This window comes from Streptomyces sp. NBC_00873, assembly GCF_045207415.1.
GTDB lineage: Bacteria > Actinomycetota > Actinomycetes > Streptomycetales > Streptomycetaceae > Streptomyces.
This window is the reverse complement of record NZ_CP108803.1, coordinates 4,355,690-4,380,125: the sequence shown is the minus strand read 5'-3', so window position 1 is coordinate 4,380,125 and position 24,436 is coordinate 4,355,690. Positions and strand designations below refer to the sequence as shown.

General features: G+C 68.5%; 13 protein-coding genes and 3 rRNA genes. 10 read left to right on the top strand and 6 right to left on the bottom strand.

Features of this window, described 5'->3' with window-relative positions:
* Positions 1 to 140 precede the first annotated feature (140 nt).
* Positions 141 to 1,667, bottom strand: a complete 1,527-nt coding sequence (locus OH809_RS20035; RefSeq protein WP_406421124.1) for a sporulation protein — start codon at positions 1,665 to 1,667, stop codon at positions 141 to 143.
* Positions 1,668 to 2,701: 1,034 nt separating this feature from the next.
* Between OH809_RS20035 and OH809_RS20030 the strand changes: the two genes are divergently transcribed.
* Both OH809_RS20030 and OH809_RS20025 read left to right on the top strand, forming a co-directional pair.
* Positions 2,702 to 4,813: an asparagine synthase-related protein gene (locus OH809_RS20030; RefSeq protein WP_406421125.1), complete on the top strand. Its 2,112-nt coding sequence runs from the start codon at positions 2,702 to 2,704 to the stop codon at positions 4,811 to 4,813.
* 374 nt (positions 4,814 to 5,187) lie between these two features.
* Positions 5,188 to 5,388, top strand: a complete 201-nt coding sequence (locus OH809_RS20025; protein WP_406421126.1) for a BTAD domain-containing putative transcriptional regulator — start codon at positions 5,188 to 5,190, stop codon at positions 5,386 to 5,388.
* Here the strand turns inward: OH809_RS20025 and OH809_RS20020 are convergent.
* On the bottom strand, positions 5,375 to 7,369 hold the full coding sequence (locus OH809_RS20020; RefSeq protein ID WP_406515423.1) for a sigma-70 family RNA polymerase sigma factor: 1,995 nt from the start codon (positions 7,367 to 7,369) through the stop codon (positions 5,375 to 5,377). The two genes, OH809_RS20025 and OH809_RS20020, sit on opposite strands and share 14 nt — an antisense overlap.
* A 462-nt stretch (positions 7,370 to 7,831) precedes the next feature.
* A complete protein-coding gene (locus OH809_RS20015; protein ID WP_406515422.1) occupies positions 7,832 to 8,698 on the bottom strand; it encodes a TetR/AcrR family transcriptional regulator in 867 nt (288 codons plus the stop codon).
* 336 nt (positions 8,699 to 9,034) lie between these two features.
* On the opposite strand from OH809_RS20015, the gene OH809_RS20010 reads away from it, so the two are divergent.
* On the top strand, positions 9,035 to 10,441 hold the full coding sequence (locus tag OH809_RS20010) for an NAD(P)/FAD-dependent oxidoreductase (protein ID WP_406421129.1): 1,407 nt from the start codon (positions 9,035 to 9,037) through the stop codon (positions 10,439 to 10,441).
* Between the two features lie 233 nt (positions 10,442 to 10,674).
* Positions 10,675 to 12,384, top strand: a complete 1,710-nt coding sequence (locus tag OH809_RS20005; protein WP_406515421.1) for a SpoIIE family protein phosphatase — start codon at positions 10,675 to 10,677, stop codon at positions 12,382 to 12,384.
* Here the strand turns inward: OH809_RS20005 and OH809_RS20000 are convergent.
* The gene (locus OH809_RS20000) at positions 12,378 to 13,733 is read right to left on the bottom strand and encodes an MFS transporter (protein WP_406516267.1); all 1,356 of its coding nucleotides are present in this window, start codon (positions 13,731 to 13,733) and stop codon (positions 12,378 to 12,380) included. The genes OH809_RS20005 and OH809_RS20000 overlap by 7 nt on opposite strands.
* Before the next feature lie 133 nt (positions 13,734 to 13,866).
* Between OH809_RS20000 and OH809_RS19995 the strand changes: the two genes are divergently transcribed.
* The 6 genes from OH809_RS19995 (at position 13,867) to OH809_RS19970 (ending at position 21,465) form a co-directional block, all read left to right on the top strand.
* Positions 13,867 to 14,424, top strand: coding sequence for a MarR family winged helix-turn-helix transcriptional regulator (locus OH809_RS19995; RefSeq protein WP_376340257.1), 558 nt, complete (start codon positions 13,867 to 13,869; stop codon positions 14,422 to 14,424).
* Positions 14,425 to 15,149: 725 nt separating this feature from the next.
* Positions 15,150 to 16,675 (top strand): 16S ribosomal RNA (locus OH809_RS19990).
* A 299-nt stretch (positions 16,676 to 16,974) separates the two neighbouring features.
* Positions 16,975 to 20,097: ribosomal RNA gene (locus OH809_RS19985) — 23S ribosomal RNA — on the top strand.
* Positions 20,098 to 20,176: 79 nt separating this feature from the next.
* Positions 20,177 to 20,293, top strand: a 5S ribosomal RNA gene (gene rrf / locus OH809_RS19980).
* The 16S, 23S and 5S rRNA genes sit together here, the layout of an rRNA operon.
* Before the next feature lie 100 nt (positions 20,294 to 20,393).
* On the top strand, positions 20,394 to 20,954 hold the full coding sequence (locus OH809_RS19975) for a GNAT family N-acetyltransferase (protein WP_406421131.1): 561 nt from the start codon (positions 20,394 to 20,396) through the stop codon (positions 20,952 to 20,954).
* 82 nt (positions 20,955 to 21,036) lie between these two features.
* A complete protein-coding gene (locus OH809_RS19970; protein ID WP_406421132.1) occupies positions 21,037 to 21,465 on the top strand; it encodes a DUF5959 family protein in 429 nt (142 codons plus the stop codon).
* A gap of 29 nt (positions 21,466 to 21,494) precedes the next feature.
* Here OH809_RS19970 and OH809_RS19965 read toward each other — a convergent pair whose 3' ends face one another.
* The gene (locus tag OH809_RS19965) at positions 21,495 to 23,012 is read right to left on the bottom strand and encodes a type IV secretory system conjugative DNA transfer family protein (RefSeq protein WP_406515420.1); all 1,518 of its coding nucleotides are present in this window, start codon (positions 23,010 to 23,012) and stop codon (positions 21,495 to 21,497) included.
* A 1-nt stretch (position 23,013) separates the two neighbouring features.
* Positions 23,014 to 24,432: an ATP-binding protein gene (locus OH809_RS19960; RefSeq protein ID WP_406421134.1), complete on the bottom strand. Its 1,419-nt coding sequence runs from the start codon at positions 24,430 to 24,432 to the stop codon at positions 23,014 to 23,016.
* Between the last annotated feature and the right edge of the window lie 4 nt (positions 24,433 to 24,436).

The window sequence follows — 24,436 nt, the reverse complement described above, 5'->3', positions numbered from 1 at the left end:
AGTGCACTGACCCACTGACATCGCACTCAAACCAGCGGAGGCCAGCGTGGCGCCCGGAATTCCGCCCCCGGCCGCCTGCGCGTCGCCCGGAGGACTCCGCGCGGGCATCCGAGAGGTGCGGGCGCCCCCCGGGGAGGCCGCTACGCCGGCGCCACCAGCAGCGGCCGTGCCCGCTCGCGCAGCTCGGCGACGCGTGGCTCGTCCCCGTACGGTTCGAGGCGGTGCAGCAGGTCCCGTACGTACTCCGTGGTCCGCGCCGACGAGATGCGGCCGGCCACCTCGACCGCCCGGGTGCCCGCCGCGCAGGCCGCGTCCAGGTTGCCGGACTCCAGCTCGGCGACGGCCGAGACCACCAGCCGCAGCCCGTGCGAGCGCACGAACTCCTCGGTCGGCCGGGACAGCGCCTGTTCGGTGAAGTGCCGCACCTGCCGCGGGGCCTTCAGATCGCGGTAGCACTCCGCGGCGTCGGCGGCGAACCTGTCGTACGAGTAGAAGCCCAGCCACGACGGGTCCGCGTCGCCGTCGCGGGAACGCTCCAGCCAGCTCTCGGCGGCCTTCAGCGCGGCCCCAGCGGCCGGGGCGTCGCCCGCCTTCGCATGGGCCCGGGCCTCCACCAGCCGGAAGAAACTCATGGTGCGGGCGGTGGCGAGCCCGCGGTTGCGTTCGACGGCCGCCTGCGCGAGGTCGACCCCCTCGTCGGCGAAGCCGCGGTAGGTCGCCTGAAGCGACATCGACGCGAGGACATAGCCGCCGAGCGGCACGTCGGCCGCCGCCCGCGCGAGCCGCAGCGCCTGGATGTAGTACCGCTGGGCGGCCTCCTGCTGCCCGGTGTCGAACGCCATCCACCCGGCGAGTCTGGTCAGCTCGGCGGCGGCGCCGAAGAGCGCCCGGCCCACCTCGTCGCTGTACGAGCCGAGGAGCAGCGGTGCCGCGTCCACCCGTAAACACTCCGGGACCATGGAGGAGCGCCAGTCGCCGCCGCCGTACTTGGAGTCCCAGCGGCGCGCGTCCTGGGCCGCCTCGCGGAGTTTGGTCACATCGCTGTGGCCGACGCGCAGCGGCGAGATGTCGTTCATGGAGTCCGGTCCCGGCTGTACGGGAATGCCGGCCGCACCGCCCGGCGCACCCGGCGGTGGCGGTGTACCGTGCGCGCCCTGCGTGCCGAGGATCGCCGCCTCGGCCGCCGACGAGTCGCGTGCCACCGACGGGTCGGCGGGGGTTATCAGCCAGCGCGACGCGGGCGTCGCGTACGCGCTCACCGAGAACGAGCCCGCCAGCGACTGCCAGATCCCGCCGCTGCCCGCCCGGCGCCCGGCCAGATCCAGCCGGTACAGCTCGGTCGCCGAACGCACCGCCTCGCCCACGTCGCGCGGGAAGGCCAGGCCGACCTCCGGCGCCGGATCCGCGTCCGCGAGCCCGATCTCGTGCAGCGGGACCGGCCGGCCGAGCTTGGCGCCGATCGCCGCGGCGATGAGATGGGGTGCGGCACCCTGCGGCACCATGCCCTTCGAGACCCATCTCGCCACCGAGGTCTTGTCGTAGCGAAGTGTCAGCCCGCGCTGCGCCCCGAGGTCGTTGACCCGCCGGGCGAGCCCGGCGTTGCTGATTCCCGCGAGGGCGAGAACGGTTCCGAGCTTCTCGTTCGGTCCGCGTTGCTCCCTGGACATGCGCCACCCCTCGACACACAGACGGCAGCCGCGTCACCGAGGAGGCGCGCGGCATTCGTACCGTGTTCTCCCCAGGGACGGGCCCCGGCACTCCGGCCGCACACGCATGTGGCCGAGCCCCGAGGAATATGCCGCCTGCAGAGAACCTCAGTAAACCCAGCGTAGTTCGTCGCATCCCTACCGTTAAGGGGCAGACGTCCGTATGGCGGGATTGTTGTCCGTGCGGACGGTCGGCGTACGGGGGGGGCGGTCCCACCGTGACGATCCGGTCGCTCTGCCGGACTCGCCGGGACGCCGCTCCGGACCCGCCGGGCGAGCCCCCCACGTGCTCCTGTCGTGTGGCCGTGCGCCCGGCCGTGCGCTCTGGCCCGGTCGGCGGGGGAGCACTTCCATGGGTGCTGCGTGGGTCGGCCCACTGCACTGGACTCAGTGGGCCGGGGGACACTGCCGCCTCATTCCCCGCAGGCGGCGGACCGGTCCGGGAGGCGAACCACGTCTCCCGGACTGTGCGTTCGGCGGGCCGCCGGAGCGGACCGGGGCCGGTACGGGAGCGGCGGGGGGTCGTCGCGGAGCCGGTCAGGCAACCTCGTGGCAAAGCGGGATGAAATGGAACATCGTGCGTGCGGGGGAATCGGTTCCGACGCTTGCTGTGCTCTCCGAGAATGGCCGAATGGCGTCGGTCCGTGGTGGTTGGGCCGGGCGATTCGCGGACACCCGGCGGGTTACCGGCCCGCGGTCGGCGGGCAGTTCGGGAGGTGGCCGGATTTCGGCCGGTACGACCCGGGGTGACGGGGAAGGCAAGAAGCGGAGCCTATAAGTCCGTTGTGGCGTCCCGCAGTGCGCGGGGATCGGGCGTCCCCGGCCCGCCCTCCGGCTTTTGCCAGGGGCGCATGCGCTTCCGACGTGCGCCCTCCGTAGCCACTCCTGCGCGCCGTTGTCGTGGCAGCATGTTCCGCAACGGCGCCGCGTGTTTTCGCAGTTCTCCCGATATGAACCAGGTGCGCCGTTTTTGTCCACAGCCTGTGGAGGCGGCGATGCGTTGGTTGGTGGGGTGGAGCAGTATCGCCGCGAGCTTCGGCACGGTCGGCGCGGTCGGCGGAGCCGACGAGGGACGCACCGTGCACCCTGTGGGCTCCCAACTCCTTTGGGGCGATCCGGATCCGCTCTGGGCGGTCGGCGACTGGCGCCCCGACGAGATCCGGATCGCCTCGGTCGAGACCGCCGAAGGCGCACCCACCGCCCGCCTCGCGGTCCTCGGCTGCTGCAGCGCCACCGACGAGCAGCTCCGGCTCGGCCTCCTCGCCGCCCGTGGCGGCGCCCTGCGCCATCTCACCGCATGGCCGGGCAGCTACACAGCCGTCGTCCGGATCGGCCGGAGGATCACCGTCGTCGGGGACCTCGCCGGAGCCCGCCCGGTCTTCTACACGCCCTGGGCGAGCGGTACGGCGTACGCGACCGCCGCACTCCCGCTCGCCGACCTCATCGAAGCGCAGCTGGACATCGGCCACCTGGCCGCACTGCTCGCCTGCCCCGAGACGCCGGAGGCGCTGCGCGACGGCACTCCGTACGTGGGTGTGAAGCGCATCCCGCCGGGACACGCGCTCATTCTCCGCGAGGGCTCCCGCGAGATCACCGGGTACGAGCCGGTCGCCTCCCTCGCCGTCGCCGCCCCCCAGCTCGACCCGGTGAGCGCCGTGGACGGGGTGCGCGACGCGCTGCTCGAAGCGGTACGCGCCAGGCTCATGGCCCCCCGCCACGCGCCCGAGACCCTGCCGCCCGACCCCGGACCGGTCCCCGGCATGGGGCCCGCCGAACGCCGCGCCGCCCGCGGCGCGCCCGTCCCCGGCATCGGCGCCGACCTCTCCGGAGGCAGCGCCTCCGCCACCCTTGCCCTGCTCGCCGCGGGCCTGCCCGGACTGCCCGGCACCCTCCTCGGCCACGGCACGGGCGCGGGCGAGCGGCTGCTCGCCGTCACCTTCAACGACCTCACCACCCGCGACCACGAGGACGAACTCGAACGCGCCGCGGTCATCGCCGCCAACCCGCGGCTGCACCACGTCGTCGTCGCCGCGGGCGAGGAGGCGCTGCCCTACGCCGGCCTGGGCAGCGGCCCGCTCACCGACGAACCGGCCCCGTCCCTCGTCGTTGCCGAACGCCACCGCAGACGCCTTGCCGCGGGCAGCGCCGACCACTTCGTCGGCGACGGCGCCCGGCAGGTCCTCGACGCCCACCCGGCCCGCCTCGCCGACCTCCTGATGGACCGCCGCCGACGGCACCTGCTGCGCCCGGTCGCCGCCCTCGCCAGAGCCGAAGGGCCGTCCGCACACTCGCTGTTCGTACCGCTGACCGTCTACCGCGCGGCCCGGCGCCTGGCCCGTACGTCATACCGGACGGGTCTCGAAACGGCAGCCGACCGGCTCCCGGACGCCAACCGCCGCACGCCCGACCTCGACACCCCCGCCGACGCCTCGCTCGCCGCGCTCACCTGGTCGCGGCCGGGGCCCGCCGCCCGCTGGCTGACCGGGGAGGCGCTCGCGGAAGTGTCGGTGCGCCTCCAGGAGGCGGCGATCCGCCCCACTTCGGTCCAGCGTCCCGGCGAGGCCCGCGCCCGCGCCGCGCTCGCCCGGCACGCCGCCGACCACCGGATCCTGGAACAGGCCGCCGAGATCCGCAGCCAGCGGCTGCACGCCCCGTTCCTCGACAACCAGGTGGTACGCGCCGCCCGCGCCCTGCCCGAATCGCTCCGCGTCCAGCCGGGCGCCCGCGCCGCCGTCCTGCGCCGGGTTCTCGCGGGCGCGGGCATCCACGAACTGCCGCCGGGCTGGGGCACCCCCTCCCAGGCGACCTCGACCGCGGTCGGCCGCACCGGTCTGCGCACCGCGCTCCCCGACCTGATCGCCCTCTTCGACGCACCGCTGCTCGCCGACGCGGGCCTGATCGAGGCCCGGGTCGTGCGGAAGGCCCTGCGCGCGGCCTCCGAGGGCGAACCGCTGCCCCTGGATGGCCTCGCCGACCTGGCCGCCACGGAGCTCTGGCTCCGCCGTCTCGTCTCCCGCCGCGGCACCTGCTGGACGGGCACGGCGGCGCCCCGCCGGCGCGCGGTGGCGGGCGGAGTGGTCCCGGCCCGCCGCACCCTGCAACGCTGACCGCCACCCGATACCCGACGCCGCTCCCGGCCGCCGGAATCCCGGCGCACGCGGCCGGTGCCGCAGTCCACAATGACCGGGTGCGGTACCTGATCCTGGGCGTCACCGAGTCGTGAGACGAGCACGGTGGCACGCTGCCCGTCGGGGGCACGCGGCTGCGCGCCCTCCTTGCCGCGCTCGCCCTGCGCAAGGGCCGCCCGGTCCCGGTCGCCGATCCGGTCGACGACGTATGGGCGGGCGATCCTCCGTACGACGCGTCCGCCGCATTCCAGGCGCTGGTCGGCCGGCTGCGCCGCGCACTGGACCGGGGCGCCGTCACCAGCACTCCCGGCGGCTACCGCCTGGCAGTCGCCCCCGACTACATCGACCTGCATGTGTTCGAGCAGCCGTCCCAGCGGGGAGCGGCCGAACTGGAGTCCGGGGATCCCGAGGCGGTCGCCGCGACGCTCCGTACGGCGCTCGCTCTCTGGCGCGGACCCGCCCTGGCCGACCTCCCCGGCGCCGGGGGGAGCGGCCCGGATCCCCGCATCGGTTCCGACGGGAACAGCCCTGGCCCCCGGATCAGCGGCAGCTGATCCTCGACTCCGCCCAGTCGGCCAGCGCCGCCCCGCCGAACGGGGCCGCCGGTTCCACGACGAGCCGGATCCGCTGCTGCCCCGCGATGCCGACCCCCATGGGTACGGCCGGATCGGTGCCGTTCATCAACGGGGATTGCCACAGCTGCACCCCGGCATCGGTGAACACGGAGAAGCGCACCGAGCCGAGCCCCGCCGTCAGATCGTCGACCCCGACCATCGCCTCGTAGCGGGTGCATGCCCGGTTCAGCTCGATGGTGACCGACGAACGGCCGTGCACGGTCACTCCGTGCGCGTAGCGCGTGCCGCCGATCGACAGGCCTGAGCGCCGCCAGACCCAGCTGCTCTCACCCATCGACACCTCCGGCTCCGTGTGGTCGCCGAGGAAGGAGTTGCGCAACTCGCTGACCTGGTAGACGACGGTCGGCGGCGCGGGTGGCGGAGGTGTGGGCGTCGGTGTCGGTGTCGGTGTGGGCTTCGGCGGCGCAGGGACCGGCGGCTTCGGCTTCGGCTTGGGCGTAGGCGTAGGCGTAGGCATGGGTGTGGGTGGGGGTGTCGGTGTCGGTTTCGCCCTCGGCGGCGGAGTCGGCGTGGGCGCGGGCGGTGCGGGCGCGCTCGGAGGTTCGGGCTCCGGCGCCGGCTTCGGGGGCGGTGGCGACGGCACCGCGGGTGCCACCACCGGCGGTTTGGCCACGGGCTCGGCCTCCGATTTCGGCTGCTCGTCACCGACCAGCGCCCAGACCAGACCGGCCGCGGCAGCGACGGCCACCGCCGCCGCGATACCGGCCTTGACCGGAGCGCCCAGCCCCTCCGAGGCCACGGCGCCACCGGCCGCACCGCCGGACGAACTCCCGCCCGCCGCCGCGGCACCCGCCGCACCGCCCGCCACGATCCCGGCGGCCTTGAGCGCGTACCCGGCGGCGAACCAGCCGACGACCGCGACCGGGAGCAGCGCCGGAATCCCGGCGTTGACATGTGCCAGCTCGCCCGCGGCGACCCGGCACTTCGCGCACTCGTCCAGATGCTTGCGCAGCCCGCGTTCGGCCCGCATCCGCAGGCCGCCCCGGGCGTAGGCGCCGAGCCGGTCGGCATAGCGCGCGCAGTCGCCGCCCGAGGTGAGCGACTGGTTCACATGCGCCTGCAGATACGCCTGCTTGAGCCCCTCACGGGCCCGGCCGGCCAGCACCGCCGTGGCGTTGGCGGTCAGCCCGAACAGCGGCGCGATCTCGCTCGGCGACTCCTCCTCGACGGTGGTGTGCCACAGCACCGCCTGCCAGCGCTCCGGCAGACTGTGGAACGCCTGCATGGCCATCGACTGCTCGGCCTCGCGCATCGCCATGACGTCCGCGCCCAGATCCATCGTGTCCGCGTCCGGCACCCCGGAGTAGCGGGACGCCTGCACGGCGAACACCGCGAAGTCATCGACCAGCTGCTCCCGCTTCGCCGTTTTCGTCCAGGCGGCTGCGACATGCCGTACGGCCGTCATGAGGTACGCCCGCACGGCCTCCTCCGGTCCCTTGCCACCCCGTACTGCCTGCAGAGTGCGGGCGAAGACCTCGGCCGTCAGGTCGTCGGCGGTGTGGGCGTCCCGGCAGCAGCTCCTGGCGTAGCGCCGCACACTGCCCGAGTGCCGCCGGAACAACTCCTCGTACGCGAGATCGTCCCCGGACCGCATGCGCTGGATCAACTGGGCGTCGGAGAGCGCGAGTCCGGCGGACCCGGCGCTGCTCCCGCCGTCCCGCTGCATCGGTACGGCGGCCTCGGACCCGACCGCGGAATCGGCGCCGACGTCGGCATCGCGGCCCGCCGACGCGGACGGCCAGGGTCCGGTCAGCACGGTTCCGCCCTCGGCGTCACCGCCCGACCGCCCGGGGCCGGCCTGGCTCGGGACCTGCCGGAACGTCGGCTCACCGGCCTCCGCCCGCTCACCCATGACCGGGACGCCGTCGAGCGGTTCTTCCTGCTGCCCGTCACCGCTCATCGCGGAAGCCCCCGTATGCGCTTTCGGACCCGAACACCGGGCCAGAGTGCCACACGGCGCAATCACGGCGAACGTTCAATCCCGGGAACCACTCATCCGGGGTGTTTTCCCGAATATGGGCACTAGCGGGCACTCGAATGGGGAAGGATCAACGAGCCTCCGGCGCAGCCGAGTTGCCGAGTGTACCCCCCCGCACGAGGACGACACCGACCCCTCACGCCACCGTCACGGACCCGATGCCCCCGCGCACAAGCCCGACGGCGCCCGACCGCCGGGCTCACGGCCTGCCCCGCGCCGTCAGGCGGATCGAACCACGGCCCGAACGGCCACAGCCCGGCCGACCGAAGGTCCGCCGAGCTGCCCGCAAGCCCGAGCCCACGGGCAAGCCCGAGTCCACCCGCAAGCCCGGGCTCACGCACACCCGAGCTCACCCGTCATGCGGTCCCGCTCATGCGGTCCCGGTCACGCAGGGCGCGAGCGCAGCCCCTCCAGCAGGATGTCCAGCAGTCGGGCCGAAGCGGCAGCCTGCTGAGCCGCATCCGGCAGGGCGGGCGCCGCCGTCGCGATGACCAGCAGCACGTCCGCCACCGTCACATCACGCCGCAGCTCACCCGCCGCCCGCGCACGGTCGACCAGCCGGCCCACGACCCCCAGAAGCTCGGCCGTGCCCGCGTCCTCGTCCGAGAGCCTGTCGTCGTCGGCCGGGTGCCGGCCGACGACCCGGAGGTCGGCCTGCCCCGCCCCCTGCCGCTGATGAGGAACCCGCGCCTCACCCAGGACATCCAGGACATCGCCGGAGCCCGCAGCCGAGGCCGCGCCCACGTCCTGCGCAACTCCTGTGTCCCCGACCACCGTCGAGTCGTCGGCATCGACCCCGACCCGCAGCACCTGCGGCGGCAGCAGCCGCCCCGCGCCCGAGGCCACGGAGGTCCGCAGGAAGCGCGAGAGCGCCGACCACGGCTCGTCCTCCTGCCCCAGCGCGGTCCGCGCCTGGTCGGTCAGCCGGGAGGTCTCCTCCTCGGCTATCCGGCGCACCAGCACGTCCTTGCTCGGGAAACGCCGGTACACCGTGCCGACCCCGACCCGGGCGCGGCGTGCCACGTCCTCCATCGGAGCCCCGTACCCCAGCTCGCCGAACACCTCGCGTGCGGCCCGCAGTACATGCTCCAGATTCCGCTGCGCGTCCACGCGCAGCGGCGCCGAGCGGCCCGCGGTGGAGCTGGAGCCGGTAGTCACTCCCACCGTGCTCACCGTACCGACTGTGCCGATTTGTCCGTTTCTTTCGGGCGAGACAGCAGCAGTCTGCCCATGCGAATCCTGAATGTGCATAACTTCCCCCGTTATGACGTCTCCCCCCGGAGACTTCCCGCCGTGTCGGTCGGGGAGTGGATCATTATCCCAGCCCGACACCCCGACGACATACGAACATAGTTGAGCCTGCGTCAATTCAGAAGGGGGCAGTTCCGCACGGTAGGCCCCCGATCGGAGCAAGGACCGGTTGATTCCTGATTCCGCCCCTCTTCGCCACCCCCACTGCGACGTCTGACCTGCACAGCTTCCGTATTGCCCCGGTGTCCGGCCCCAGCGGCCCATCCAGAACCTCCGGTCACACAATTTGCCGGGGCTGTGGACAAATACCTGAGCACGTTGCGTCATGGGGAGGTGATGGCTTCAGATTCCCGGGGGACACTCCCCGGCCCGCCGCCGGGTGTGCGCATCCTCGTCATCGGCGGCGGCTACGTCGGGATGTACACAGCGCTGCGTCTCCAGCGGAAGCTGAAGCAGAGACTCAAGTCCGGCGAGGCCGAGATCGTCGTCGTCACGCCCGAGCCCTACATGACGTATCAGCCGTTCCTGCCCGAGGCGGCCGCAGGCTCGATCTCGCCGCGCCATGTCGTCGTACCGCTCCGCCGCGTGCTGGCGCAGTGCACGATCGTCATCGGCGAGGCGCGGCGCATCGACCACGCCAAGCGCACCGCGACCGTCACCACGCTCGCCACCGGCGAGGACGGCACCGGCGCCCTGGAGATCCCGTACGACGAGATTGTCATCGCACCTGGCTCCGTCTCGCGCACCCTCCCGATCCCCGGCCTCGCCGACCACGGCATCGGCTTCAAGACCATCGAGGAGGCCATCGGCCTGCGCAACCACGTCATCGAGCAGATGGACATCGCCTCCGCCACCCGCGACCCGGCCATCCGCGACGCCGCCCTCACCTTCGTCGTCGTCGGCGGCGGCTACGCGGGCGTGGAGGCGCTCGCCGAACTCGAGGACATGGCCCGCTACACCTCGCGGTATTACCACAACATCAAGGCAGAGGACCTGAAATGGATCCTCGTCGAGGCGTCCGACCGGATCCTGCCGGAGGTCGGTGACGTGATGGGCAAGTACGCCGTACGGGAGCTGCGCGGCCGCAATATCGACGTACGCCTCGGCACTCGGCTGGACTCCTGCGAGGACCGGGTCGCCGTCCTGAGCGACGGCTCCCGCTTCCCGACCCGCACGCTCGTGTGGACCGCAGGCGTCAAGCCTGCCCCGATCCTCGCCGCCACCGATCTGCCCCTCACCGAACGCGGCAGGCTTCGCTGCACCGCGCAGCTCGCCGTCGAGGGCGCCGAACACGCCTGGGCCGCCGGGGACGCCGCGGCCGTTCCCGATCTGACGGCCGGTGAAGCGGGCAAGGAGACCGCGCCCAACGCCCAGCACGCGGTGCGCCAGGCCAAAGTCCTCGCCGAGAACATCCTCGCGGCGATCAGCGGCGAACCGCTCAAGGACTACCGGCACAGCTACGCGGGCTCCGTCGCCTCGCTCGGCCTCCACAAGGGCGTTGCCCATGTCTACGGACGCAAGCTGAAGGGCTGTCCGGCCTGGCTGATGCACCGTGCGTACCACCTGAGCAGGGTTCCGACCTTCAACCGGAAGGCCCGCGTCCTTGCCGAATGGTCCCTCGCCGGACTCTTCAAACGCGAGATCGTCTCCCTCGGCTCGCTGGAACACCCGCGCGCTGAATTCGAACTCGCCGCCGGGGGCAGACGCACCGGGGACGACGGTCCGCCCAAGCAGGATGGCTGACTGTCAGTACGGTCCGTCACACTGGACGTGTGACCATAGGTTGGTCCACACCTGCACAGAGTGACCCGGCCGACCGTGACCAACAGTGACCACTACGACGAGGCCCGGCTGCGCCTCACCGGGGGTCCGGCCCCGGTGCCCCCGACCCCCTGCGGAAGAGAGCCGGTAGCAGAACCGGCAGAGGAAGCAGCCCGCCCGAGCGGACCAGACCGACACACGAGGCCAGAATTTCCGTGAACTTCACGCGTTGGAGCGCCCGCCTACCAGGAACGCAGCGTCGCGCCGCCGCCCGGGACGACCGCAGTTCGGTGCCCGCGGCCCGCGGCGAGTACGCCGGGGCCGGGCCAGGGTCCGCCGCACCGGACGGAAACACCCCCAAGGCCTTCGGAGAGGTCTCCGGACCGGCCTCCGGACCCGCGCTGGAGGATCTCCCCGCCCGCGAGCTCCTCGGCCGGCTGCCCGCCCCGGTCGCCTTGGTGTACGGCCCTGACCACCGCATCGCGTACGTCAACGACGCCTACGTCACAGCCTTCGGTCCCCGCCCCACCGGCGCCACGGCGGCCGACGCGATGCCGGAGCTCGACGAGCTCAGCCTGCTGCCCCTCATGGACCAGGTCCTGCGCAGCGGCACGCCCCGTACGGTCAAGTCCCGCAAGGTCCGCAACGGCAGCTCGTACACCGTGACCTGCACCCCGGTCGCCACGCCCGCCGCCCACGGCAAGAAGGGCGGCAGCGGCAGCGGCAAGGGGAGCGAGGGCGGTGTTCTCGTCTACGCAGCCGACGTCACCGACCACGCCGAAGCGGCCGAGCGCCTCCGCGCCAGCGAGCGCCGCCACCGCGAGACAGCCGTCACCCTCCAGCGCTCCCTGCTCCCGCAGGAGCTGGAGCACCCCGACGACCTGCGGATCGCCGCCACGTACCAGCCGGGCGGCACGGACGCGGCGGTCGGCGGCGACTGGTACGACGTCATCACCCTCGGCGCGGGCCGCACCGCGCTCGTCATCGGGGACGTGATGGGCCGCGGGGTGCGTGCCGCCGCGGTGATGGGCCAGCTCCGCACCGCCGTCCGCGCCTACGCCCGCCTCGACCTCCCGCCGCACGAGGTGCTGCAGCTGCTCGACGGTCTCGCCGCCGAGATCGACGCCAGCCAGATCGCCACCTGCGCCTACGCGGTCCACGATCCGAACGAGGGCCGGCTCGTCTACGCCTCCGCCGGCCACCTCCCGATCCTCGTCCGCGACGAGGACGGCTCGGTGCGCCGCGCCGAGGACCCGACCGGACCGCCGCTCGGCACCGGAGGCTGGATCCACACGTCGGGCACGATCGCGCTGCCGCCCGGCTCCACCGCCGTCCTCTACACGGACGGTCTCGTGGAACGCCGCAGCGAGGACATCGACGAGGGGGTCGCGGCCCTGGAGCGCGCCCTCTCCGGCGCCAAGGGATCACCGCAGGTGGTCTGCGACCGTCTCATCCGCTCCCTCGGGGTCACCGCCGAACATGACGACGACGTGGCGGTGCTGGTGGTCCAGCACCCCGCCCGCACGGGGGCGAACGCGGAGCTGTTCCACAACGCCTCGCTCGATCTCCTCGGCGGCATCGAAGCGGCCCCGCGTGCCCGCGCCTTCGCCACCGGCGTCCTGACGTCGTGGCGGTTCCCGGTGGAACTGTGCGACCTGGGCGTCCTCGCCGCCGGCGAACTGGTGGCGAACTCCCTCCAGCACGGCACCCCGCCGACGCGCCTGGGCCTGCGCCGCACCGACCGCCGCCTGATCATCGAGGTGACCGACGGCGACGACCACCTGCCGCGCCGCCGCCGCGCCGAGCCGGTGGACGAAGCGGGCCGCGGCATCTCCATCGTCGCGACGATCGCCTCGTCCTGGGGCAGCCGCCGCACACCCGGCGGCGGCAAAGCGGTCTGGTGCGAGTTCGCGCTGCCTCAGTGAGCGGCAGCAGGAGCCGCGGCTGAAACCGCAGGAGCCGCAACGGGGGCGGTCGCCGGCTCGGCCGTCGCTGTGGCTGTCGCTTCGGCTTCCGGCACCGACGCGGCCACTACCCGCGACGGCACCACTACGAGCGAAGGCTGATCCTGTACGGGGGTGAGCCGGCGCCCCAGCCGCAGTGCGAGCACCGTGATGCCCAGTGAGAACAGCACGAACGTCACGATGTACGGCCCGTGCAGCGAGGCCCCCATCGGCCCGCCCACGGCCGGACCGACCGCCAGCGCGAGCTGCTTGACCAGGGCGAAGGCCGAGTTGTACTGACCGACCATCGACTCCGGCGCCAGATCGGCGACCAGCGGCGCGACCGTCGGCGAGAGCATCGACTCACCGAGTCCGAACAGGGCGTACGTGGAGATCATCGCGGCCGTCGCCATGGTCTGGCTGCCGTGCCCGAGCCCCGCGTACCCCGCCACGATCCAGGCGAACGCCCAGATCAGCCCGACCGCGGCAATGACCCGGCTGCGCTTGCGGCGCTCCACCAGTCGCAGCACGACGAACTGCGCCACGACGATGACCGCGGTGTTGGCGGCCAGCGCGATGCCCAGCGTCGAGGGCTCGATACCGGCAGCCTCGGTGCCGTACGCCGCAAGACCGGACTCGAACTGTCCGTAGCAGGCGAAGAACAGCACGAAGCCCAGCACACACAGCTGCACCATCGCCCGGTGCGAGAGCAGCATCCGCAACCCGCCCTTCGCGGCGGACCCGTCGGTGGGCCTGGCGTCCGCGAACGCGGGGGAACGAGGCATCCGCACCGTCACGGCGACGACGCCGAGCACGATGAACATCGCCGCCTCGATCAGGAACAGCAGTGTGAAGGTCTCCGGCCGGCTCGTGTCGACGATCTGCCCGCCGACCAGACCACCGATGCCGAGCCCCAGGTTCTGCAGGAAGAACTGCATCGCGAAGGCGCGCGTACGGGTGGCGGCGCCGGAGCACTGGACGAGCATCGTGGCGAGCGCCGGCGACATGACGGCCGTGCCCGCACCGAGGACGGCGGCCGACAGCACGGCGGTCGACACGTTCGACGAAAGTCCGAGGGCCGCCGCGCCGACGGACGCCACCACGGAGGCGACGATCAGTACCGGCAGCGGACCGCGCCGGTCGATGGCCCGCCCGGTGAACGGCAGGACTGCGAGCGCTGCCATGGCGAAGACGGCCAGCACGACTCCCGCCGTACCGGCGCCCAGATCCCGCACCTGTGCCACATAGACGTACAGATACGGAACGGTGAACCCCACACCGAACGCGCTCAGCGCGCTCCCCAGCTGGATCCGCCGCAGCGCTGCGCCCATTTCCCTGGTCACACTCACCTACCTCAAGCTCACGAAGGACTCACGCCCAAAGACTTCAACAGTAAAGTTAGAACCTCAACAGTACAGAACGAAGGACTTCGACGCCAATGAAAGGCGTGCCATACTGCCCGCCATGTCTGACACCACCGAGCCCTCCGGCCTCCAGGAGCCGAGCCTCGACGAACAGATCGCCGCCTATCAGCGCGAGTTCCGCGACCTGGATCCCCAGGTCGAGCAGGTCGTCTCGGCCCTCGGCCGGCTGAACCGCCGGATGAACGTCGGGTACGGACGCCAGCTGGCCGACCTCGGCATCAGCAACGCCGAGTGGGAGGTCCTCAAAACCCTCGTCGTGGCGGGCTCCCCCTACCGGCTGGGCCCGGGGGAGCTGGCCAAGCGCCTCGGTCTCACCCCGGCGGCGATGACCCACCGCATCGACCGCATGGCGAACGAGGGTCTGGTCACGCGGGACAGGGACGAGAACAACCGCGTACGCGTCATCGTCGAACTGACCGATGAGGGGCGCACGAAGTGGCTGGAGGCGATGCGCATGGCATCCGCCTTCGAGGAGGACCTGCTCCAGGACCTCTCGGGCGAGGAGCGCGGAGCCCTCGGCGAGATGCTGATCCGCCTCCTGCGCAGGGTCGAGCACACCCAGCCGGACGCCGGTGGCCGCCTCACGGACCTGGACTGACCTGCACCGGACGGGGACACGCAGGGCAGGGGACACACCGGAAAACGGCTTGACCTGGCGGAGTTGACACGCCCGCACCCGATCCGTAAGGTTCTTCGAGTTGTCACGGAGCCGGAACGGTTCTGCGACAGCCGATCCCGCCGCGAATGCGGCAACTCAAACTCAGCACGATCTCCCACTCGGGACGATTTCGGCATGCCGGAATTCATTTCGAAGGCTCGATTATGAGCCGCCGGGAAAATCCGCTAGAGTTTGGACGTCGGAACGGCCCAACAGCCGGGAAGGCAAACCCCGCTGACTGGGAATCAGGCCCGAAAGGATCTGATAGAGTCGGACTCGCCGGAAAGGGAAACGCGAAAGCGAAGAACTGGAAAGCGCAGTAACAAATCTTCTGCTTCGCAGAGGGCCCGCTTCGACCGGGAATCGGACACGAAAGAGTCTGATAGAGTCGGAAACGCAAGACCGAAGGGAAAGCCCGGAGGAAAGCCCGAGAGGGTGAGTACAAAGGAAGCGTCCGTTCCTTGAGAACTCAACAGCGTGCCAAAAGTCAACGCCAGATATGTTGATACCCCGGCCTGCTTCGGCAGGTTCGAGGTTCCTTTGAAAGTCCTGCCGGGCCTCACGGTTCCGGTAGGCAATTACACAGCGAGGACGCTGTGAACGATCGGTCCTATTCCGACCGGTCGTTCCGCTCTCGTGTGTGTCATCCCGATTACGGGAGAACATTCACGGAGAGTTTGATCCTGGCTCAGGACGAACGCTGGCGGCGTGCTTAACACATGCAAGTCGAACGATGAAGCCCTTCGGGGTGGATTAGTGGCGAACGGGTGAGTAACACGTGGGCAATCTGCCCTTCACTCTGGGACAAGCCCTGGAAACGGGGTCTAATACCGGATAACACTCTGTCCCGCATGGGACGGGGTTAAAAGCTCCGGCGGTGAAGGATGAGCCCGCGGCCTATCAGCTTGTTGGTGGGGTGATGGCCTACCAAGGCGACGACGGGTAGCCGGCCTGAGAGGGCGACCGGCCACACTGGGACTGAGACACGGCCCAGACTCCTACGGGAGGCAGCAGTGGGGAATATTGCACAATGGGCGAAAGCCTGATGCAGCGACGCCGCGTGAGGGATGACGGCCTTCGGGTTGTAAACCTCTTTCAGCAGGGAAGAAGCGAAAGTGACGGTACCTGCAGAAGAAGCGCCGGCTAACTACGTGCCAGCAGCCGCGGTAATACGTAGGGCGCAAGCGTTGTCCGGAATTATTGGGCGTAAAGAGCTCGTAGGCGGCTTGTTGCGTCGGTTGTGAAAGCCCGGGGCTTAACCCCGGGTCTGCAGTCGATACGGGCAGGCTAGAGTGTGGTAGGGGAGATCGGAATTCCTGGTGTAGCGGTGAAATGCGCAGATATCAGGAGGAACACCGGTGGCGAAGGCGGATCTCTGGGCCATTACTGACGCTGAGGAGCGAAAGCGTGGGGAGCGAACAGGATTAGATACCCTGGTAGTCCACGCCGTAAACGTTGGGAACTAGGTGTTGGCGACATTCCACGTCGTCGGTGCCGCAGCTAACGCATTAAGTTCCCCGCCTGGGGAGTACGGCCGCAAGGCTAAAACTCAAAGGAATTGACGGGGGCCCGCACAAGCAGCGGAGCATGTGGCTTAATTCGACGCAACGCGAAGAACCTTACCAAGGCTTGACATATACCGGAAAGCATCAGAGATGGTGCCCCCCTTGTGGTCGGTATACAGGTGGTGCATGGCTGTCGTCAGCTCGTGTCGTGAGATGTTGGGTTAAGTCCCGCAACGAGCGCAACCCTTGTTCTGTGTTGCCAGCATGCCCTTCGGGGTGATGGGGACTCACAGGAGACTGCCGGGGTCAACTCGGAGGAAGGTGGGGACGACGTCAAGTCATCATGCCCCTTATGTCTTGGGCTGCACACGTGCTACAATGGCCGGTACAATGAGCTGCGATGCCGCGAGGCGGAGCGAATCTCAAAAAGCCGGTCTCAGTTCGGATTGGGGTCTGCAACTCGACCCCATGAAGTCGGAGTTGCTAGTAATCGCAGATCAGCATTGCTGCGGTGAATACGTTCCCGGGCCTTGTACACACCGCCCGTCACGTCACGAAAGTCGGTAACACCCGAAGCCGGTGGCCCAACCCCTTGTGGGAGGGAGCTGTCGAAGGTGGGACTGGCGATTGGGACGAAGTCGTAACAAGGTAGCCGTACCGGAAGGTGCGGCTGGATCACCTCCTTTCTAAGGAGCACTTCTTACCAAGCCTGCTTGGTCAGAGGCCACTACGTCGGCAAATGTTCGACGGTGGTAGCTCATGGGTGGAACGTTGACTATTCGGCACGGTTCTTCAGGATCATTAGTACTGCTTCGGCGTGGAACGTGAATCGTGAGGGGTCGTGTCGGGCACGTTGTTGGGTATCTGAGGGTACGGCCGTCATGGTCGCCTTCAGTTGTCGGCCCCAGTGAACTCACCTGATAAGGGTGGGGTGATGGGTGGCTGGTCGTTGTTTGAGAACTGCACAGTGGACGCGAGCATCTGTGGCCAAGTTTTTAAGGGCGCACGGTGGATGCCTTGGCACCAGGAACCGATGAAGGACGTGGGAGGCCACGATAGGCCCCGGGGAGCTGTCAACCGAGCTTTGATCCGGGGGTGTCCGAATGGGGAAACCCGGCAGTCGTCATGGGCTGTCACCCGCTGCTGAACACATAGGCAGTGTGGAGGGAACGAGGGGAAGTGAAACATCTCAGTACCCTCAGGAAGAGAAAACAACCGTGATTCCGGGAGTAGTGGCGAGCGAAACTGGATGAGGCCAAACCGTATGCGTGTGATACCCGGCAGGGGTTGCGCATGCGGGGTTGTGGGATCTCTTTTTCACGGTCTGCCGGCCGTGAGACGAGTCAGAAACCGTTGATGTAGGCGAAGGACATGCGAAAGGTCCGGCGTAGAGGGTAAGACCCCCGTAGCTGAAACATTGACGGCTCGTTTAAGAGACACCCAAGTAGCACGGGGCCCGAGAAATCCCGTGTGAATCTGGCGGGACCACCCGCTAAGCCTAAATATTCCCTGGTGACCGATAGCGGATAGTACCGTGAGGGAATGGTGAAAAGTACCGCGGGAGCGGAGTGAAATAGTACCTGAAACCGTGTGCCTACAAGCCGTGGGAGCGTCGCATGCAAGCTTGCTTGCATGTCGTGACTGCGTGCCTTTTGAAGAATGAGCCTGCGAGTTTGCGGTGTGTTGCGAGGTTAACCCGTGTGGGGAAGCCGTAGCGAAAGCGAGTCCGAATAGGGCGTTTTAGTAGCACGCTCAAGACCCGAAGCGGAGTGATCTAGCCATGGGCAGGTTGAAGCGGAGGTAAGACTTCGTGGAGGACCGAACCCACCAGGGTTGAAAACCTGGGGGATGACCTGTGGTTAGGGGTGAAAGGCCAATCAAACTCCGTGATAGCTGGTTCTCCCCGAAATGCATTTAGGTGCAGCGTCGTGTGTTTCTTGCCGGAGGTAGAGCACTGGATAGGCGATGGGCCCTACCGGGTTACTGACCTTAGCCAAACTCCGAATGCCGGTAAGTGAGAGCACGGCAGTGAGACTGTGGGGGATAAGCTCCATGGTCGAGAGGGAAACAGCCCAGAGCATCGACTAAGGCCCCTAAGCGTACGCTAAGTGGGAAAGGATGTGGAGTCGCAGAGACAACCAGGAGGTTGGCTTAGAAGCAGCCACCCTTGAAAGAGTGCGTAATAGCTCACTGGTCAAGTGATTCCGCGCCGACAATGTAGCGGGGCTCAAGCGTACCGCCGAAGTCGTGTCATTCCAGCGTATAGGGCCAACGCCTGCTGGGATGGGTAGGGGAGCGTCGTGTGCCGGGTGAAGCAGCCGCGGAAGCGAGTTGTGGACGGTTCACGAGTGAGAATGCAGGCATGAGTAGCGATACACACGTGAGAAACGTGTGCGCCGATTGACTAAGGGTTCCTGGGTCAAGCTGATCTGCCCAGGGTAAGTCGGGACCTAAGGCGAGGCCGACAGGCGTAGTCGATGGACAACCGGTTGATATTCCGGTACCCGCTTTGAAACGCCCAATACTGAATCAGGCGATGCTAAGTCCGTGAAGCCGGCCCGATCTCTTCGGAGTTGAGGGTAGTGGTGGAGCCGACGAACCAGACTTGTACTAGGTAAGCGATGGGGTGACGCAGGAAGGTAGTCCAGCCCGGGCGGTGGTAGTCCCGGGGTAAGGGTGTAGGGCGTGTGGTAGGCAAATCCGTCACACATGAGTCTGAGACCTGATGCCGAGCCGATTGTGGCGAAGTGGATGATCCTATGCTGTCGAGAAAAGCCTCTAGCGAGTTTCATGGCGGCCCGTACCCTAAACCGACTCAGGTGGTCAGGTAGAGAATACCGAGGCGTTCGGGTGAACTATGGTTAAGGAACTCGGCAAAATGCCCCCGTAACTTCGGGAGAAGGGGGGCCATCACTGGTGATTGGATTTACTCCATGAGCTGGGGGTGGCCGCAGAGACCAGCGAGAAGCGACTGTTTACTAAAAACACAGGTCCGTGCGAAGCCGTAAGGCGATGTATACGGACTGACGCCTGCCCGGTGCTGGAACGTTAAGGGGACCGGTTAGCTGACTTTCGGGTCGGCGAAGCTGAGAACTTAAGCGCCAGTAAACGGCGGTGGTAACTATAACCATCCTAAGGTAGCGAAATTCCTTGTCGGGTAAGTTCCGACCTGCACGAATGGCGTAACGACTTCTCGACTGTCTCAACCATAGGCCCGGTGAAATTGCACTACGAGTAAAGATGCTCGTTTCGCGCAGCAGGACGGAAAGACCCCGGGACCTTTACTACAGTTTGATATTGGTGTTCGGTTCGGCTTGTGTAGGATAGGTGGGAGACTTTGAAGCAGCCACGCCAGTGGTTGTGGAGTCGCCGTTGAAATACCACTCTGGTCGTGCTGGATGTCTAACCTGGGTCCGTGATCCGGATCAGGGACAGTGTCTGATGGGTAGTTTAACTGGGGCGGTTGCCTCCTAAAGAGTAACGGAGGCGCCCAAAGGTTCCCTCAGCCTGGTTGGCAATCAGGTGTTGAGTGTAAGTGCACAAGGGAGCTTGACTGTGAGACCGACGGGTCGAGCAGGGACGAAAGTCGGGACTAGTGATCCGGCAGTGGCTTGTGGAAGCGCTGTCGCTCAACGGATAAAAGGTACCCCGGGGATAACAGGCTGATCTTCCCCAAGAGTCCATATCGACGGGATGGTTTGGCACCTCGATGTCGGCTCGTCGCATCCTGGGGCTGGAGTCGGTCCCAAGGGTTGGGCTGTTCGCCCATTAAAGCGGTACGCGAGCTGGGTTTAGAACGTCGTGAGACAGTTCGGTCCCTATCCGCTGCGCGCGTAGGAATATTGAGAAGGGCTGTCCCTAGTACGAGAGGACCGGGACGGACGAACCTCTGGTGTGCCAGTTGTCCTGCCAAGGGCATGGCTGGTTGGCTACGTTCGGAAAGGATAACCGCTGAAAGCATCTAAGCGGGAAGCCTGCTTCGAGATGAGTATTCCCACCCCCTTTGAGGGGTTAAGGCTCCCAGTAGACGACTGGGTTGATAGGCCAGATGTGGAAGCCTGGTAACGGGTGGAGCTGACTGGTACTAATAGGCCGAGGGCTTGTCCTCAGTTGCTCGCGTCCACTGTGTTAGTTCTGAAATAACGAACGGCCGTGTTGTTGCCCGGTGTTGGTTAATTTCATAGTGTTTCGGTGGTCATTGCGTTAGGGAAACGCCCGGTTACATTCCGAACCCGGAAGCTAAGCCTTTCAGCGCCGATGGTACTGCAGGGGGGACCCTGTGGGAGAGTAGGACGCCGCCGAACAATTATTCCGGGAAAGCCCCGCACCTCTGGTGCGGGGCTTTTCTGCGTTCACGGGCCGAATTCGATTGCTCGAGGCGGAGCGGTCGGAGAGGATCGGTGTATGGACTATGTGATTCGCCCTGTACGCGCCGAGGAATGGGCGCTGGTCAAGGACATACGGCTTGCCGCCCTGCAGGATCCCGCGGCTCCGGTGGCGTTCCTGGAGACGTACGAGCAGGGCGTGGCTCAGCCCGACGAGTTCTGGCAGGGGCGCGCGGCCGGTGGGGCGGAGTCCAGTGGCGACGAGGCACGTCAGTTCATCGCCGAGGCACCCGACAGGAGTTGGGCCGGCACGATCAGCGTGCTCATCGAGCGACCGGACGGGGACCTGCGGTTCGGTGAGCCCGCCAAGGTTCACCAGGCCCATGTGGTCGGGGTCTTCATACGACCCGAGGCGCGCGGAGCCGGGCTTGCCGAGCAGCTGTTCCAGGCCGGGGTCGACTGGGCGTGGTCACTGGGCGAGCCGCGGATCCGGCGCGTACGCCTCTATGTGCACGAGAACAACCCGCGGGCCGCAGCCTTCTACCGCCGGTTCGGTTTCGCGCCGACCGGGCAGACCCTCGCCGTACCGGACGATCCGACGGCGCTGGAGCTGGAGTACGAGATCGTCCGGCCCGCCTGATGCCCACGGGAGTGACTCCCTGAAGGACATTCATCCCTGACAGGGAGACGGTCTCTCTGCACGCGCCAGTGAAAGGGCACCCATGGCCGATGTCGCACCGAGTGAGCTTGTCTCCCTTGCCGATGACGAGGGGAACCGCGTCGCTGTCAACGTTCTGGGCCGCCAGCCCGGATGGGCTGCCGGACTCGCTGCCGAGATCGTCGTCAGGACGCCCTTCGTGTCCGGCCGTATCGACTTGGTGCTGTCCGTCTCGAAGCTGGAAAGCTGGGGCGACGCGCTGAACAGGCTCGACGCCGGCGAGGATGCCGCCTGGATGGAGTGGGACAGGGGGCCGTCCCTCTCCGTCCAGCTCAGTGGCGAGCGTGACTGCCCGGAGGTAGTCGTCGAGGACGAGGGGTCCATGGTCATCGTGCGCGTGCCGCTCATCCCTCCGGACGGCTGGATTGCGGATCACCGGCAGCGTCTGCATCAGGTGACAGCGCACTGGGTTCCGATGCTGTCGGAGCGGTGAAGCAAGCCGTCGCCGGCAGACGAGGGGGCTCAGAGGGGGGACGACCAGCGGGCCCGGGCCTGTTCCTTCGAGCGGAGCAGGACGAGCGTGGGCAGGCCCTGGTCCTGGCCGGTCGACAGCAGTTCAGGGAGTTGGGGGAGCGGTGCCACAGCCGCGACGTCGTCGAGGACCAAGGCCATTGGTGGGTCGAGCCGACCGTCGGTTGACCGTGCGGCCATGCGGCGGCCGTGCTCGACCACGTGTGAGGCGAGGGCGGTGAGCAGGGGCATCGCACCGGGTGCGGAGCGAGGATCCTCGATGGGTTCACCGACCACATAGAGCGTGCCCCCTTCGCCCGCAAAAGATTCCAGCACCAGCGAATCGGCCCGGTTCGGTGTACAGGCCTCGCGGATGTGGACCGAGGAGAGTGCGGCGAACGCCCGTACCGTCAGCTCCTGGGCCATCTCCCGGCGTTCGGGGTGACCGGTGAGCGCGGACTCCAGCAGGCCGGCGAGTCCGGAGGCCGCCTTGGGGTGGGTGCGGAGCAGGCGTACGGGTTCATGGGCGTTGCCGCCGAGTGCCCAGCGATGGACCTGGCGGAACGGGCGACCGTCTATGGCGGCGGCGTGCAGCCAGCACTGGAGCAGGGTCTCCGCGGTCTCGGCCGTCATCGCGTCGATACGGGCCTGCGGCCGGACCGGGGCGAGGAGCGCGGCGGCGCGGGCGGCTGCCGTATCGGGCTGTTCGCATCCGGCGGTGGGGGACCAGTGGAGGCGGGCCGGGGTGTCGCAGAGGTGGCCGGGGTCGTAGACGAGGACCGGGCCGAGTTTGGCGCGGGCGTCCTTCGTCTCCGCCCAGACGGTGGGGTCCGAGGTGACGACGAGGGCGGGTCCGTCCGCCTCCCGGATGGCCTGGACGACCGTGGGCCGGCGGGTGGCGGCCGGGCCGTAGACGACGAGAGGTGTGCGGGGGGAGGGGACGGCCGGGGCGAGGAGAGGGGGCGCGAGGAGAGGGGGCGCGAGGTCCTCGACGGATTCGGCCGGTGCCGGGGTGGCTGTGGGCGTGGGCGTTGCCACGGGAACGGGGGCGGGGAGCGGCGCGGGGGCGGAGACTTCCACCCCGGCGGGCTCCTCGCGCCTCGGGTGCGCCGTGTGTCGCGCGTAACGCTCCTCGAAGCGCTCATTGCGACGCTCTTCCCGCCGATGTGCTCGTACCGCGCGCCAGCGGGCCACCACGCCCATCACGAACACTGTCAGCACCATGAGCACCATGAGTTCGCCTATGAACAGGCCCCAGAACAGCCCGTACCCGGAGAGCTCGTCCGCCGGTGTGCCGGGCCAGGCTGCCGGCATGTCGTGCGGGGCCGCCGCGAGCCGGCGCATGGCGAGCGGCGTCTCGGTGAAGGTGACGCCCTTCGGCCACGCGCCGTGCGCGAACAGCCCGGACAGACCGGTGGCCGTCCAGGCCAGGAGGGCCAGCCCGAGCAGGAAGCCCAGCAGGCCCACCAGCAGACCGTCCGGGATGCCGCCGGTGCTCGGACCGGTCTGCTGCTCTGTACGCCCTGCCATGTCATGCCACCGTTGACTCGGACGACTCGTTCAGCCGTTGTTGGTGCTCGATGCGTGCCGCGCGCTGTTCGGTCTCCAGTTCCGCGGCCCGTACGTCCTCCGGCAGCAGATCGGCCGTGGACGACTCGGTCATCGCACGGTCGGTGAAGACCAGTGGTCGTTCCGCCTCGGTGATCAGGTGTTTGACGACCTGTACGTTCCCGTTGACGTCCCATACCGCGATGCCGGGGGTGAGGGTGGGGATGATCTCGACCGCCCAGCGGGGCAGGCCGAGTACGCGCCCGGTCGCTCTGGCCTCGTCGGCCTTCTGCGCGTAGATCGTCCGGGTCGACGCCATCTTGAGGATCGCCGCCGCCTCGCGAGCCGCGGCCCCGTCGACCACGTCGCTGAGGTGGTGGACGACGGCGACGAACGACAGGCCGAGCCGCCGGCCGAACTTCAGCAGCCGTTGGAAGAGCTGGGCGACGAACGGTGAATTGATGATGTGCCAGGCCTCTTCGACCAGGAAGATGCGCTTCTTCCGGTCGGGCCTGATCCAGGTGTGTTCCAGCCAGACGCCGACGATCGCCATCAGGATGGGCATCGCGATCGAGTTCCGGTCGATGTGCGAGAGGTCGAAGACGATCAGGGGCGCGTCCAGGTCGATGCCGGCGGAGGTCGGGCCGTCGAACATGCCGCGCAGGTCACCGTCGACGAGCCGGTCCAGGACGAGGGCGACGTCGAGGCCCCAGGCGCGCACGTCGTCTATGTCGACGTTCATCGCCTCGGCGGACTCGGGTTCCGGGTGGCGCAGTTGCTCGACGATGTCGGTCAGTACGGGTTGCCGGTCGTTGATCGCCTGGTTGACGTAGGCGTGCGCGACCTTCAGCGCGAAGCCGGACCTCTCGTCGAGGCCGTGGCCCATCGCGACTTCGATGATCGTACGGAGCAGGGCGAGCTGGCCGGTCGTGGTGATCGACGGGTCCAGCGGGTTGAGCCGGATGCCGCCGTTCAGGGCTGCGGTCGGGTCGAGGCGGATGGGGGTGAGGCCGAGCTCCTGGGCGATGAGGTTCCACTCGCCGACGCCGTCCTCGCCCTGGGCGTCGAGGACCACGACCTGGCGGTCGCGGAAGCGGAGCTGGCGGAGCACGTACGTCTTCTCCAGCGCGGACTTGCCGTTGCCCGACTCGCCGAGCACCAGCCAGTGCGGGGCGGGGAGCTGCTGCCCGTACAGCTGGAAGGGGTCGTAGATGTACCCCTTGCCGGAGTACACCTCGCGGCCGATGATCACGCCGGAGTCGCCGAGACCGGGCGCGGCGGTGGGGAGGTACACCGCCTGGGCCTGGCCGGTCGAGGTACGCACGGGCAGTCTGGTCGTCTCCACCTTCCCGAAGAGGAAGGAGGTGAAGGCATCCGACAACGCGGACAGCGGATCTCGCATGGCG

Coding starts and splice junctions, on each gene's coding strand:
- OH809_RS20035 (WP_406421124.1), bottom strand. CDS start 1,667: ATGTCCAGGGAGCAACGCGGACCGAACGAGAAGCTCGGAACCGTTCTC.
- OH809_RS20030 (WP_406421125.1), top strand. CDS start 2,702: ATGCGTTGGTTGGTGGGGTGGAGCAGTATCGCCGCGAGCTTCGGCACG.
- OH809_RS20020 (WP_406515423.1), bottom strand. CDS start 7,369: ATGAGCGGTGACGGGCAGCAGGAAGAACCGCTCGACGGCGTCCCGGTC.
- OH809_RS20015 (WP_406515422.1), bottom strand. CDS start 8,698: ATGCACATTCAGGATTCGCATGGGCAGACTGCTGCTGTCTCGCCCGAA.
- OH809_RS20010 (WP_406421129.1), top strand. CDS start 9,035: ATGGCTTCAGATTCCCGGGGGACACTCCCCGGCCCGCCGCCGGGTGTG.
- OH809_RS20000 (WP_406516267.1), bottom strand. CDS start 13,733: ATGGGCGCAGCGCTGCGGCGGATCCAGCTGGGGAGCGCGCTGAGCGCG.
- OH809_RS19995 (WP_376340257.1), top strand. CDS start 13,867: ATGTCTGACACCACCGAGCCCTCCGGCCTCCAGGAGCCGAGCCTCGAC.
- OH809_RS19975 (WP_406421131.1), top strand. CDS start 20,394: ATGGACTATGTGATTCGCCCTGTACGCGCCGAGGAATGGGCGCTGGTC.
- OH809_RS19970 (WP_406421132.1), top strand. CDS start 21,037: ATGGCCGATGTCGCACCGAGTGAGCTTGTCTCCCTTGCCGATGACGAG.
- OH809_RS19965 (WP_406515420.1), bottom strand. CDS start 23,012: ATGGCAGGGCGTACAGAGCAGCAGACCGGTCCGAGCACCGGCGGCATC.
- OH809_RS19960 (WP_406421134.1), bottom strand. CDS start 24,432: ATGCGAGATCCGCTGTCCGCGTTGTCGGATGCCTTCACCTCCTTCCTC.